12 protein-coding genes are annotated in these 12,427 nt (G+C 64.0%); 6 read left to right on the forward strand and 6 right to left on the reverse strand.

Features of this window, described 5'->3' with window-relative positions; all coding sequences use genetic code 11:
- From A3A9_RS38280 to A3A9_RS0104700, 3 genes are all read right to left on the reverse strand, one after another.
- The gene (locus A3A9_RS38280; RefSeq protein WP_063827764.1) at nucleotides 1-2,295 is read right to left on the reverse strand and encodes a xanthine dehydrogenase family protein molybdopterin-binding subunit; all 2,295 of its coding nucleotides are present in this window, start codon (nucleotides 2,293-2,295) and stop codon (nucleotides 1-3) included.
- Between the two features lie 14 nt (nucleotides 2,296-2,309).
- A complete protein-coding gene (locus tag A3A9_RS0104695; RefSeq protein ID WP_027057736.1) occupies nucleotides 2,310-2,762 on the reverse strand; it encodes a (2Fe-2S)-binding protein in 453 nt (150 codons plus the stop codon).
- Nucleotides 2,763-2,864: 102 nt separating this feature from the next.
- Entirely contained in the window at nucleotides 2,865-4,277 is a 1,413-nt protein-coding gene (locus A3A9_RS0104700) for a PLP-dependent aminotransferase family protein (RefSeq protein WP_082221877.1), read from the reverse strand.
- Nucleotides 4,278-4,312: 35 nt separating this feature from the next.
- Here A3A9_RS0104700 and A3A9_RS0104705 point away from each other — a divergent pair, with 35 nt between their 5' ends.
- Nucleotides 4,313-5,059 carry a pyridoxamine 5'-phosphate oxidase family protein gene (locus tag A3A9_RS0104705; protein ID WP_027057738.1) on the forward strand — a complete coding sequence of 249 codons (747 nt, stop codon included), beginning with the start codon at nucleotides 4,313-4,315 and terminating at the stop codon, nucleotides 5,057-5,059.
- Between the two features lie 73 nt (nucleotides 5,060-5,132).
- On the opposite strand, the gene A3A9_RS0104710 is transcribed toward A3A9_RS0104705, so the two are convergent.
- A complete protein-coding gene (locus A3A9_RS0104710; RefSeq protein WP_027057739.1) occupies nucleotides 5,133-6,077 on the reverse strand; it encodes an IS110 family transposase in 945 nt (314 codons plus the stop codon).
- 339 nt (nucleotides 6,078-6,416) lie between these two features.
- Here A3A9_RS0104710 and A3A9_RS0104715 point away from each other — a divergent pair, with 339 nt between their 5' ends.
- Both A3A9_RS0104715 and A3A9_RS0104720 read left to right on the forward strand, forming a co-directional pair.
- On the forward strand, nucleotides 6,417-6,869 hold the full coding sequence (locus tag A3A9_RS0104715) for a GNAT family N-acetyltransferase (RefSeq protein WP_027057740.1): 453 nt from the start codon (nucleotides 6,417-6,419) through the stop codon (nucleotides 6,867-6,869).
- 162 nt (nucleotides 6,870-7,031) lie between these two features.
- Nucleotides 7,032-8,201: a PLP-dependent aminotransferase family protein gene (locus tag A3A9_RS0104720; RefSeq protein WP_202596353.1), complete on the forward strand. Its 1,170-nt coding sequence runs from the start codon at nucleotides 7,032-7,034 to the stop codon at nucleotides 8,199-8,201.
- 15 nt (nucleotides 8,202-8,216) lie between these two features.
- On the opposite strand, the gene A3A9_RS0104725 is transcribed toward A3A9_RS0104720, so the two are convergent.
- Nucleotides 8,217-9,125, reverse strand: coding sequence for a protein-L-isoaspartate O-methyltransferase family protein (locus A3A9_RS0104725; RefSeq protein ID WP_245278977.1), 909 nt, complete (start codon nucleotides 9,123-9,125; stop codon nucleotides 8,217-8,219).
- Between the two features lie 195 nt (nucleotides 9,126-9,320).
- Complete coding sequence (locus tag A3A9_RS0104730; protein ID WP_245278978.1) at nucleotides 9,321-9,737, reverse strand: hypothetical protein; 417 nt, start codon at nucleotides 9,735-9,737, stop codon at nucleotides 9,321-9,323.
- Between the two features lie 249 nt (nucleotides 9,738-9,986).
- Here A3A9_RS0104730 and A3A9_RS0104735 point away from each other — a divergent pair, with 249 nt between their 5' ends.
- The 3 genes from A3A9_RS0104735 (at nucleotide 9,987) to A3A9_RS0104745 (ending at nucleotide 12,328) form a co-directional block, all read left to right on the forward strand.
- On the forward strand, nucleotides 9,987-10,502 hold the full coding sequence (locus tag A3A9_RS0104735) for a hypothetical protein (RefSeq protein ID WP_027057744.1): 516 nt from the start codon (nucleotides 9,987-9,989) through the stop codon (nucleotides 10,500-10,502).
- Between the two features lie 99 nt (nucleotides 10,503-10,601).
- A complete protein-coding gene (locus A3A9_RS0104740; RefSeq protein ID WP_027057745.1) occupies nucleotides 10,602-11,219 on the forward strand; it encodes a C39 family peptidase in 618 nt (205 codons plus the stop codon).
- Between the two features lie 35 nt (nucleotides 11,220-11,254).
- Nucleotides 11,255-12,328, forward strand: coding sequence for a D-alanine--D-alanine ligase family protein (locus tag A3A9_RS0104745; protein WP_027057746.1), 1,074 nt, complete (start codon nucleotides 11,255-11,257; stop codon nucleotides 12,326-12,328).
- The last annotated feature ends 99 nt before the right edge of the window (nucleotides 12,329-12,427 follow it).

Genomic DNA, 12,427 nt, shown 5'->3' on the forward strand with positions numbered 1-12,427 from the left:
TCACGCCGCCTCGGCTTCGGATTCATCGGCTTCCCCGGTTATCGCCAACGCCGCCAGCACGGGCACGCTGAGCGGCGGCATCATCGACACGCTGGTCTTGTCGGCGCTGTCGCTCCTCAGCTGGTTGCGGTCGAAGGGCAGGCTGCGCAGGCGCTTTCCCGTCGCGGCGAAGATCGCATTGGCAAGGGCAGGCGCGGCCGACACCGTCGCCGTCTCGCCGATACCGCCGGGCGATTCCAGGCTCTTGACGTGATAGACTTCTATCTTCGGCGCCTCGTTGTTGCGCAGGATGCGGTAGTCGTGAAAATTGCTCTGGTCGACGCGGCCATTGGTGAAGGTTATGCCGCTGTAGAGCGCGGCCGACAGACCGAAGATCAGCCCGCCTTCGATCTGCGCCTCGACGGTGTTGGGATTGATGGCAATGCCGCAATCGACAGCCACCACCGCCCGGTGCAGCGTGATCTCGCCGGCTGGCGAAACCGAGATTTCCAGCACCGCCGCCATGAAGCTGCCGAAGGCATCGTGCAGGGCAATGCCGCGTCCCGAGCCGGCCGGCATGGGCGAGCCCCAGCCGGACTTTTCGGCCACCAGCTCCAGCACGCCGGCCGCGCGCGGCTGGTTCTTCGTCAGCGCCCGGCGATACTCGACAGGGTCCTTGCCCGCCGCATGGGCGAGTTCGTCCATGAAGCTTTCGACGACGAAGACATTGTGCGTGGGGCCAACGCCGCGCCACCATGTGATCGGCACCGGCGGATCCTGGCGCACCCAGTCGACCTGGATGACCGGCAGGTCGTAGGGCGGCTTGACGGCGCTCTCGACGGCGTCGTCGTCAAGCTTGTCTTCCGGCCAGCCGCCGGGAATGTAGTTGCCCAGCACCGAACCGCCGGCGACATGGTCGATCCACACCGTCGGCAACCCGTCCGGGCCGAGGCCGGCGGAGATGCGATCATAATAAGCGGGACGGTAAAGGTCGTGCTGGATGTCCTCCTCGCGGGTCCAGATCACCTTGACCGGATAACTGACCTGTTTGGCGATCGCCACGGCCTGGCCGACGGATTCGGCGACAAGGCGGCGGCCGAAACCACCGCCGATCAGGTGATTGTGGACGATGATCTTGTCGAGCGGAAAGCCGGTGACCTGCGCGGCCCAGCCTTGCGCCTGGGTCGGCACCTGCGTGCCGACCCAGATCTCGCATTCGTCAGCACGCACATGCACGACGCAGTTGATCGGCTCCATCGGCGCATGGGCGAGGAATGGCAATTCATAGGCCGCCTCGACCGTCTTCGATGCTGCCTTCAGCTTGCCTTCGACGTCGCCTTCCTTGCGCGCCATGATCGGCGTCTTGTGCTCGGATGCTGTCTTCAGGGCGGCCATGATATCGGCGCTGCCGAGCCTGGCATTGGCGCCGTCGTTCCAGGTGATGTCGAGTGCCGCCAGTCCCTTCTTGGCGGCCCAGAAATGATCGCCGATGACGGCGACCGCATTGGGCAGGCGCACGATGTCGCGCACGCCCGGTATGGCGCGCGCCGCCTTGTCGTCGACATCCGCCAGTGTGCCGCCGAAGACCGGGCAGGCGGCCACGGTCGCCACCTTCATGCCGGGCACACGCACATCGATGCCGTAGACCACCGCGCCGTTCACCTTGCCTGATGTGTCGACCCGGCGCAGCGATTTGCCGATCAGTTCGAAATCCCTGGGGTCCTTGAGTTTTATGTCGGTTGGCACGGGCTGCTTGCCCGCCGCATCGGCGAGCGCGCCATAGGCAAGCTGCCTGCCGGTCGGCTGGTGGGTGACCACACCCAGTTTGGCGGCACATTCGGATACCGGAACCGACCATTGCGCGGCCGCCGCCGAAACCAGCATCATGCGCGCCGTGGCGCCCGCCTTGCGCAGCGACTCCCAGGTGGCGCGCATCGAGGTGGAACCGCCCGTCGCCTGGCCGCCAAGGGCGGCTGTGGCGTAGAGCTTGTCGTTGGGCGGCGCGTCGACGACGCTCACCTGGTCGAGACCGACTTCCAGCTCCTCGGCGATCAGCGTCGCTTCGCCGGTATGCGTGCCTTGTCCCATTTCGATGTTGGGCAGGATGAAGGTGATCTTGCCGTCGGTGCCGATGCGGATGAAGGCATCGGGCGCGAAGGCGGCGGAAACATCACCCTCGACAGGATCGGTCGCGGCAACCACCGGCCTGATGCCGGCGCCAAGCATGGCGAAGCCCAGCAGAAGGCCGCCGCCTTGCAGGAAGGCCCGGCGCGAGGCATTTGTTTTCGGGTTCGGGGAGGAGAATGGCTTGCTCATGCTGGCTGTCTCCTTCAAGCCTTGGCGGCCTGTTTTATCGCCGCCCGTATGCGCGTGTAGGTGCCGCATCGGCAGATGTTGCCAGACATCGCCGCATCGATATCGCTGTCGCTCGGGTTGGGGTTTCGTTCCAGCAGCGCCGAGGCCGACATGATCTGGCCGGACTGGCAATAGCCGCACTGGATGACCTCGAGGTCGAGCCAGGCCTGCTGCACCTTCTTGCCCGAGGGCGTCGCGCCGATCGCCTCGACGGTGGTGACATGCCGCGTGCCGACAGAAGCGACAGGCAGGACGCACGACCGCACCGGCTGGCCGTCGAGCTGCACCGTGCAGGCGCCGCACTGGGCGATGCCGCAGCCGAACTTGGTGCCGGTCAGGCCGATGACATCGCGCAACACCCAGAGCAGGGGCATGTCATCGGGAACATCGACGCTGCGATCCTGTCCATTCACGTTCAGCGCAATCATGGCCTGCTCCTCGGTCGTTCGCATCCCCCGCGTGTACAATAGGCACCGGTTCGCGCGACGTGTCCAATCAAATGGAATGTGTTTCAGCGGCGGCAAGGGAGGCTATCGCATCACCCCACCCAGCCGCACCGTTGCGGCCATCAACTCCTCATCCGAGAACCCGGAGAAACCCAGCACCAAACCATGGCGAGGCGGGCCGTCGATGAACATCGAGGACAGGGCCCGAGCGCCGACGCCCGCAGCCTTCGCCGCTTCGACAATCGCCGTATCCGGCCCGCCACCCCTCAGCATCGCCATCAGATGCAGCCCTTGTTTGGGCACCGTCACATCAAGCGCATCGCCACAATGCGCCTCGAGACCCGCCACCAGCACATCGCGCGCGGCTTGCACGTGGCGGCGCACGCGTCTCAGATGCGCGGCGAAATGGCCTTCGTTGAGAAGGTCGGTCAGCGCGCCTTCGGCCAGCGTCGAGGGGTAGCGGTCGGCGCGTGCCCTGACCGCCATGACGGCGTCGAGCAGCGCTTCGGGCACCACGACATAGCCGATGCGCAGGCCGGGGAAGAGCACTTTGGAGAAGGTGCCGAGATAGGCGACGCGGTTCGCGCCATCAATGCCTTGCAGCGCGGTCAGCGGCGGGCCGGCATAGCGGAACTCGCTGTCATAATCGTCCTCGATGATCCAGGCATCATTGCGCCGCGCCCAGTCGAGCAGAGCGAGCCGCCGGCGCATGGTCATGGTCACGCCGAGTGGATATTGATGGGAGGGCGTGACATAGGCGGCGCGTGCCCTTGGACAGAGACGCTCGCCGATCTCGGGATCGAGCCCTTCGGCGTCGACCGGTACGGCGATAATCCTGGCGCCGCTGCCGGCAAGTGCCGCATGCGCCATTAGATAGCAGGGATTCTCGATCCATACGGCATCGCCGGGGCGAAGGGCGGCGCGCGCAAGCAAGTCCAGCCCTTGTTGCGTGCCCGAGGTCAGCACGATCTGGCCGGCGTCGCAGCGCACGCCGCGTGCGGTTCGCAGATACGTGGCAATCGCGGTGCGCAAGCCGATGCCGCCGCGTGGATCGCCATAGCGGAAATGCTCCGGCCCGGGACGAGCGAGGTGGCGCGACAACAGGATGCGGAACATATCAAGCGTGCGCGGGTCCGACACCGCCACGCCAAGGCCGCAAGGCAGCGAGGCAGCGGCATCGATCTCCGGCGGTCGCGGCTTGACGAGTGTCGCCGGCAGATAGGGCACATCGGGCGCGACGAAGGTGCCGGCGCCGACCCTGGCGATGGCAAAGCCTTCCGCGATCAGCATTTCGAAACAGGCGACCGCGGCCGAGCGTGACAGGCCGAAGCGCCCTGCCAGGTCGCGGGTGGTCGGCAGTTTGGCGCCGGCGGCCAGCGTGCCGGTCTCGATCAGCCGCCGCAGGGCCGCATAAAGTTCGCGGCTGCGCGGGCCATCACCTGGCAGGACCGGGATCAGCGCCGACCAGTCCGGAGAATTGGTCTGAATTTTATCCATGGGATTGGTTCTTTTATCGACCAATATCACAGCGCATGGTTGGCGGACAACAACCGAGGATGCAAGCCGTGAACGACGTCGCCGCCAGCTTTCCGACCACCAGCCGCAACCGGGTCAAGCGCCTGCATGAGCGCGGCAGCTACGACCACGCGGCCGTCTTCGCGGTGCTGGATGCCGGGCTGCTCTGCCATGTCGCCTATACGTTCGACGGCCAGCCCTATTGCACGCCGACCATCCACTGGCGCGAGGGCGACATGCTTTACTGGCACGGCTCGTCCGCCAGTCGCATGCTGCGCCAGTTGCGCGGTGGCACGCCGGCCTGTCTGACCGTGTCGCATCTCGACGGGCTGGTGCTGGCGCGCACCGGCTTCAACCATTCCGCCAACTACCGCTCGGCGATGTGTTTTGGGACGGCGCGGATCGTCGACGAGCCGGAAGAGAAAATGAAGGCGCTGGCCGGCGTGGTCGACCGCTTCTATCCCGGCCGATCCGAGACCTTGCGGCCGATCTCGGCGCAGGAGGCCAAGGCGACGACGGTGATCGGCATGCGCATCGAGGAGGCATCGGCCAAGGTGCGCGCCAAGGGCGTCGGCGACGATGAGGAGGATTATGGGCATCCGGTGTGGGCCGGTGTCATCCCGGTGCGGATGGTGATCGGCGCCGCCGAACCGTGCCCGAGGCTGCTGCCCGGCATCGAGCGGCCGCAGAACCTGGCTGGATATGCCGAGGGTGAAAGGCTGGACCGGGCGCTGATGGAGGCGCAGGCGGTATATGAGGGGTAAGTAGCGCCTCTTCCTTCTCCCCCTGTGGGAGAAGGTGGCCTCGCGAAGCGAGGTCGGATGAGCAACTGTGTTTTCAGGACCTGTTTGGGTTCCAAGGTTCGTTGTTTCGGATCATTGCACTGAGGATGGTGAGGATCTTTCGCGCAACGGCGATGAGAGCGACCTTTGGTTGCTTGCCGTTGGCAATGAGACGCTGGTGGAAGTCCCTGAGTGGGGGATTGGAGCGGCTGGCGGTGAGCGCAGCCATATAGACCACCCTGCGCAGGGCGTGTCGGCCGCCCCAGATGATGCGGCGGCCTTTGAATGTGCCGGTGTCGAAGTCATAGGGCGCCAGACCGGCAAGTGCGGCGATCTCTCGTCGCGAGGCCTGCCCGATCTCCGGCGCCAACGCCAGTAGGGTATGGCTGAGGACCGGACCCGCACCGTGGAAGGATTGGATCAGTCGATCCTTGGCTGCGAGTGGCGGCTGGCTGGCGACGAGTTCGGCCATACGCTTGGCGAGCAGTGCGATGTCGAGCTCGATGCGGCGCAGCCGCTGGGTGAAGATGCGCTTGACTGTCGGCTCGCGTAGCTGCTGGAGCTGATTGGCGAGGCTGACCTTGTCGTCGCTGAGCTGCCTGCGGGCAACGACGAGATCGGCGAGTTGCTCGGCGATTGGGTCGCAACGTACCGGCCGGGTCGGCAGCTCGGCGGTGTAGCGCGCAATCAGCAGGGCATCGATGCGATCGTTCTTGGCCAATCGGCCAAGGGCGCGGGCATAGTGGCGCAGCTTGTGCGGATTGACGTTCCTGGCCGGCAGGTCGGCGCTGCGCAGCGCCTTGGCCACGCCCCGCTCATAGCCGCCGCTCGGCTCCATGCCGATGGCGCGTACGGTGCGGCCCCGCAACCATCTTATCAGCTTGGCCCATCCGTCCTTGTCGTTATCGAAATGCGCTTGTTCCTGCGTTTGAAACACGGCCACGTCGAGCCAGCGCTTGGCAACATCGATGCCGATGTCCTGAACCGTTTGCGCAACCATTTCCTCGGTCCCTTCCTTGTGTGCGGGGGCTTGCCCCTTGCAACTGTTCGGGTTCACAAAAGAAGGCGGTCGGGCCCCAGCTCATCCACGGTTTAAGCCACCTGAGGGGTGACGGGCTCTCGGCCGCCGCCACGGATCAGGCAAGCACCTGGTCCGTGGCACCCTCAACAATGCACGATTCCAAATACACAAGGGGTGTTCCAGGGGACGCCATCGTCTCACTCCGCTGGAACACCCCTCAACCGTCTCGGCGCTGCGCGCCGATCCACCTTCTCCCACAAGGGGAGAAGGGAAGAGCGCACACTTGCCGCCCCCCAAGCCTCGCGCTATCCCGGCGCCATGATCATCTTCCGCAAAGCTGTGGCCTCCGACCTGCCTGCCATCGTCGCCATGCTGGCCGACGATCCGCTTGGCGCTGGCCGCGAGGACGCCTCGTTGCCGCTGGCGCGGGGCTATCTCGATGCCTTCAACGCCATCGACGCTGATCCCAACCAGTTGCTGGCGGTGGCGGTCGATAGCGGCGAGGTGATCGGCACCTTGCAGATCAGCTTCCTTGCCGGGCTGTCGCGCAAGGGCGCCTGGCGCGGGCAGATCGAGGCGGTTCGGGTCGCCGGCCATCGGCGCTCGGGCGGCGTTGGCCGGCTGATGTTCGAATGGGCGATCGATCAATGCCGGACGCGCGGGTGTCGTCTCGTCCAGCTCACCACCGACAAGGGACGGGCGGATGCGCACCGTTTCTATGAGAACCTTGGCTTCACCGGCAGCCATCTTGGCTACAAGAAAACCTTGTAGGCGTTCCGCCCCGGCGGCTACTGGCGTATAGCGGAAGGCGTTCAGGCACTATTCAAATCGCCTGACAAAGCGGATATAGGTCAGCCAGGTTGACCTATATGAAATCGTCTGGGGAGGCGTGACTTGACCCTTTTGAACCTCTTGGCTTCGCGCTCGTCGCGCATGAAAGCCTCCGAAATCCGCGAACTGCTGAAGCTGCTCGACCAGCCCGACATCATCTCGTTTGCCGGTGGTATTCCCGATCCGGCGCTGTTTCCGGCCGAGGCGATCCGCGATGCCTATGCCGAGGTGCTGGGCGGCGCCGAGGCGGGAGCAGCACTGCAATACCAGGTCTCGGAAGGCTATCTGCCCCTGCGGCGCTGGCTCGCCGCGCAGATGGGCAAGCTTGGCGTCGCTTGCGACGAGGGCAATATCTTCATCACCTCCGGCTCGCAGCAGGCGCTGGATTATCTGGGAAAGCTGTTCCTGTCGCCGGGCGATACCGCGCTGGTCACATGGCCGACCTATCTCGGCGCGCTGCAGGCCTTCAATGCCTACGAGCCGCGTTACGACCGGCTGCGGCCCGAAGGCGGCAACATGACGCCTGCGGCCTATCACGCGGCCGCCGCCGCAAATGGCGGCAAGGTCAAGTTCGCCTACCTGGTGCCTGACTTCGCCAACCCGACCGGCAACACGCTGGACAAAAAACAGCGCGAAGCCGTGCTCGACCTCGCCGGCGAACTCGACATCGCCGTTATCGAGGATGCCGCCTATCGCGCGCTGCGCTATGACGGCGAGGGCGTGCCGCCGATCCTGGCGCTCGATTGTGCGCGGTCCGGCGGCATCGACAACGCACGCACGCTTTATTGCGGCTCGTTCTCGAAAATCGTGTCACCGGGCATGCGTGTCGGCTGGGTCTGCGCGCCGCGCCACGTGGTGGAAAAGCTGGTGCTGATGAAGCAGGCTTCCGACCTGCACAGCCCGTCGATCAACCAGTTGGTCATGCACCGCGTCGCCGAAGCCGTGTTCGACGGCCAGGTCGAAAAACTCATCGGCGCCTATCGCCAACGCCGCGACGGCCTGCTTGGTGCGCTGGAAGCCAACATGCCTGATGGTGTGACCTGGAGCCGACCGGAAGGCGGCATGTTCGTCTGGGCGACGCTGCCGGAAGGTGTTGATGCCAGCGCGCTCCTGGCGCGTTCGGTGAAGGAGGCGCGCGTCGCCTTCGTGCCCGGCAACGCCTTTTACGCCGACGGCACCGGGCGCAACACGCTGCGGCTGTCCTTCACGCTGGCCGACCGTCGCGCGGTGACCGAAGGCATTCCAAGGTTGGCGGCGCTGCTGAAGGGATAAATCCCGTCCATGAGCTCAAGGGCCGTTATGCGTGCCCTTGATGGCGTCGCCTTCAAGCTTGGTGAACGGCACGAAGGACAGCGTGCCGCCATTGTAGATGTCGGCGCGCGTAACCTGGAACGTCCCATCCGCTTCCTGATGCTTGGTGACTTTCAGCACATGCTGGGCGCCAGGCGGGCCGACCGGGATGACCATCATGCCGTTCGGCTTCAACTGCTGCAGCAGCGGCGGTGGGATGTGGTCGATGCCGCAGGTGACGATGATCTTGTCGAACGGCGCTTCTTCTTGCCAGCCATAATAGCCGTCGGCGTTGCGGGTGTGGATCGCCTTGTATTCGGAATAGCCCTTGGCGATCAGCGCGTCGTAAAGCGCGCGCGTCCTTGCCGCCAGCGGCTTGATGATCTCGATCGAGAACACCTTGTCGGTGAGGTTCGACAGATAGGCCGACTGGTAGCCCGAGCCGGTGCCGATCTCGAGCACCTTGTCGCCGGGCTTTATCTCCAGTGAATTGGTCATGCGCGCGACGCTGTGGGGACCGGTGATCGTCACGCCATAGCCGATATCGAGATAGTGCCATTCATAGGCGCGGTCGAGATTGGCCTTGGTGACGAACTCCTCGCGCGGCGTCATCAGATAGGCGCGCTTGTCACGCTGGTCCCAGACATCCTTGTGGGCGAGCAGGTCCTGGAAGCGGTCCCAGCGCTGGCCAAGGAAGCCGGCATCCTCGCCCCGGTTCTTCTTCATCCAGTCGATGAAGCCGGCTCGACTGTCCATCGCCGGCATCGCGTTGGGATCATAGGCTGTCGGCACATTGGCCGTGGCGGGCCTGGTCAGCAGCGTGCCGGCGATGCCGAGCAGGACATGCCGGCGGTCCATGCGCAAGCGTTTGCGCCTGACTTCGATGCGTATGGGTCGATCCTTCATGGCAGCGTATCCTGCGGCTGACAGGCTCCGCCAAGCTTCGTCCCGATCCGACGGTTTGACAATCGGGCGGTCCATACAATTTGGTAATGCGGCCTCCGTCTATCCAGCGCCGCTTGGAGCAGAAGGCCGCGATTGCAGCGATATGGAGGCTCCTGGGAACCGCGTTCGCGGATGGGTGACCGGGCTTAAAACCTGCTACGCCGGCACGTTGACCAATTGCCTGATGTTCGAAAGCCTGGTGCACGCCAGCTTGCGCATTGGCTTCTCGAACTCGTCCTCGCCGGTTTCAACGACGAAGACCAATGTCATGAAGTCGAGCATGAATTCGTCAATGGCCGTAGTGAGAGGCTGCGACTTGCCCTTGAAGCGGCGCAGCAACGCAGTTGCTTGCTCGACATCGTCGATACCGGCGCTGTCGATGAGCGCCTCGAGCTTTTGAAAAAGGTCCAATCGCCATTCCTCCCGGCCGCGCCACAAAACCTCGTTGGGCGCGGAAGGTTCCACTTCAAGCCAGTCGCCAACGCAAACAAATCGCTCCACTGTCGAATCGCGCAACTTCGCGGCTCTGCCGCTAGATTTTTTTCGTTGCGCCGGAACCTTCTCGGGCCGCAAGGGTTTTCCCACGTCTGATCCCCCCTCAGACATCTGAAAGCTCCAAGCTTTCCCAAAGCCCGTCGGATCCCCCTCCTGGCGGGCTTTCGTTTGTCTCAATGCCTGTTGCCCTGCGTTGCCAGATTGGTCGCCTCAATGTTAACCGTGCATGTGGCGGGCGGGAATCGGCATTGAGGCAAAGCGTGCCACGGTTTTTCAATGTAACTCCCAAACAGAATATCTTTACCCCATCGCGGAGAAATACACTTTATGCAGAGATCTACCAGGGCGATCTGCGCCACCACGCTGTTCCTTGCGATCGGGACCATTGATCTGGCTAATATATTATCAGTTTCTTATGTCCGCCCAGTGCAAGCTCAAGAGGAATACCTCCCGACCGAGAAGGATTTCGTCGGCAAATGGACACTCAGCGGCTCAGCCATCCGGCCGCCGCGCGACATGACGGATGCGCCGACGCCGGAACAGGAGGCGGCGGCCACCGAGTTCCAGCAGACGCTGACGGCGTTTTACGGCGCGTTCGACTATCTTGAGATCACCGCGGACGGCCGCTACAATTTCCATCAGCCGGGCGACCCGACATCGGGGCCTTGCGTCTGGTGCGGAACCTGGTCCTTCAAAAAGAGCTCACTATGGCTGGAGCTCGATACGGCACCGAGGCTCGACATCTACGCCAAGGACGGCGATATGCAGATGACCTACACGGTCGAACCCGACGAAAAATCGAAATACGCCTGGCAGGTCTTCGGCTGGACGAAGGCCGAGTAGGCGGGGCGACGGCACCATCAAATTCCGACAGGCTTAAACGGTTTTTCATCAATCTGGTATTCTCGTATACGAGATTGATGCGAGCAGCCCGAGAGATACATGAACCCGTTGCCTGAAACCGTGCCGTTTTTCAGCCAGTGGGAAACGCCTGACATGACGCTGGCCGTGCTGGCCGATGGCGCCGAAGTCGCGCTGCGGCGCGATCCGTTGTGGCGAGGGTCGGGCGCGGAAACGCTCGACGAATACGCGGTCTGGGCCGCCAACATCTGCGGCATGGCGTGCCTGAAAATGATCCTGGCGAGCCGTGGCGAGATCGTGCCGACGATCGAGCTGGCCAGGCGCTGCACTGGCCATGGCGGCTATGTCGTCCATGAAGGCTCGATCAAGGGCCTGATCTACGCGCCCTTCGTCACCTTCGTGACGGCGGAATTCGGCCTGGAGGCGCAGGTGATGACCAATGTCGCGACAGCGGATATTCCGGCGATTCTTGACCGATCGCGGTTCTTCATCGCTTCGGTCAGCAGTTCGATCCGCTGGCCCGAGCGCGAGCCGCCGTCGAAGGGCGGTCATCTGGTGCTGGTGACGGCGGCGTCGGATGACGGTTTTCGCTTTCACAACCCGTCCGGCCACAACAGGGCCACACAAGAAAACGCAGTGTTGGCGCCAGCCGATTTCGACCGTTTCTTTGCCAATCGCGGTATTGCCGTCACCATTTGATTTCGAGGGATTTCAATGACTGAGAAGGCTTTTCAATGAAGAAAAGGATTAGGGTAGCCATCCTCTATGGCGGGCGCTCGGCCGAGCATGACGTGTCGAGACTGTCGGCCGCCAATGTGCTGAAGGCGATCGACCGGACGCGCTATGAAGTGGTGCCGATCGCCATTTCCAGGGATGGCAAATGGCTGCTGCAGCAGTCGTCCGAGGCTGGTGTTGAGGGGGCAGGGGCTTTGGTGTCCGAGGATGGCATCGAGGTCGCCCTGCTGCCCGGCGGCAAGGGCCGGCTGGTGGTTGTCACCAGGGGTGGCCAACAGCCTGACCCCGTCGATGTCGTCTTTCCCGTGCTGCACGGGCCGTTCGGCGAGGATGGTTCGGTGCAGGGTTATGCCGAAGTCGCCGATGTCGCCTATGTCGGCTGCGGCATCCTGGCCTCGGCCGCCGCCATGGACAAGGATGCCGCCAAGCGGCTGATGCGCGAGGCCGGCCTTGCCGTTGCCAGCTCGGTCACCGTGCGGCGCGGCGAGCCCGCAGCGTTCGAGGATATCGCGGCACGGCTCGGCCTGCCGGTGTTCGTCAAGCCGGCGCGCCAGGGCTCATCGTTCGGGGTGAGCAAGGCGGCCGACAGCGCCGGTTTCACTGCGGCCATCGAGGCGGCGTTCCGGCACGACAGCAAGCTCCTGGTGGAGGAGTTCGTCGCCGGCCGCGAGATCGAGTGCTCGGTGCTGGAGCGGGCCGATGGCTCATTGGCGGTTTCGCCGCCCGGCGAGATCATCCCGGCCGGCAAGCATGGCTTCTACACCTATGAGGCCAAATATCTCGATGCCGAAGGTGCTGTGGTCAAGGTGCCCGCCGATGTCCCGGCTGAAATCGTTGCCAAGACGAAGGAGATGGCCGAACAGGCCTTCCGGGCGCTCGGCTGCGAGGCCATGGCGCGCGTCGACTTCTTCCTGCGCGCCGACGGTTCGCTGCTGGTCAACGAGGTCAACACACTGCCCGGCTTCACCGACATTTCCATGTACGCCAAGGCGCTGGCGGCGATCGGTATCGGCTACAGCCAGGTGATCGACGTGCTGATCGAACATGCACTGGCGAGGTATGGGGCGCGGTGATCCGACAAGCCAGTCTCAATCGCGCGCAACAGAAGTCTGCTCCCGTCCGGGAACAAAGCGCTCTGTGCAGTGCGTTTTTTTACGGAATGCTACCGTACG

It is taken from the genome of Mesorhizobium loti CJ3sym, assembly GCF_000472785.1.
GTDB lineage: Bacteria > Pseudomonadota > Alphaproteobacteria > Rhizobiales > Rhizobiaceae > Mesorhizobium > Mesorhizobium loti_E.

Excerpts from the sequence above, each read along its gene's own strand:
- A3A9_RS38280 (WP_063827764.1), bottom strand. The coding sequence starts at position 2,295 with ATGAGCAAGCCATTCTCCTCCCCGAACCCGAAAACAAATGCCTCGCGC.
- A3A9_RS0104695 (WP_027057736.1), bottom strand. The coding sequence starts at position 2,762 with ATGATTGCGCTGAACGTGAATGGACAGGATCGCAGCGTCGATGTTCCC.
- A3A9_RS0104700 (WP_082221877.1), bottom strand. The coding sequence starts at position 4,277 with ATGGATAAAATTCAGACCAATTCTCCGGACTGGTCGGCGCTGATCCCG.
- A3A9_RS0104705 (WP_027057738.1), top strand. The coding sequence starts at position 4,313 with ATGGTTGGCGGACAACAACCGAGGATGCAAGCCGTGAACGACGTCGCC.
- A3A9_RS0104710 (WP_027057739.1), bottom strand. The coding sequence starts at position 6,077 with ATGGTTGCGCAAACGGTTCAGGACATCGGCATCGATGTTGCCAAGCGC.
- A3A9_RS0104715 (WP_027057740.1), top strand. The coding sequence starts at position 6,417 with ATGATCATCTTCCGCAAAGCTGTGGCCTCCGACCTGCCTGCCATCGTC.
- A3A9_RS0104720 (WP_202596353.1), top strand. The coding sequence starts at position 7,032 with ATGAAAGCCTCCGAAATCCGCGAACTGCTGAAGCTGCTCGACCAGCCC.
- A3A9_RS0104725 (WP_245278977.1), bottom strand. The coding sequence starts at position 9,125 with ATGAAGGATCGACCCATACGCATCGAAGTCAGGCGCAAACGCTTGCGC.
- A3A9_RS0104735 (WP_027057744.1), top strand. The coding sequence starts at position 9,987 with ATGCAGAGATCTACCAGGGCGATCTGCGCCACCACGCTGTTCCTTGCG.
- A3A9_RS0104740 (WP_027057745.1), top strand. The coding sequence starts at position 10,602 with ATGAACCCGTTGCCTGAAACCGTGCCGTTTTTCAGCCAGTGGGAAACG.
- A3A9_RS0104745 (WP_027057746.1), top strand. The coding sequence starts at position 11,255 with ATGAAGAAAAGGATTAGGGTAGCCATCCTCTATGGCGGGCGCTCGGCC.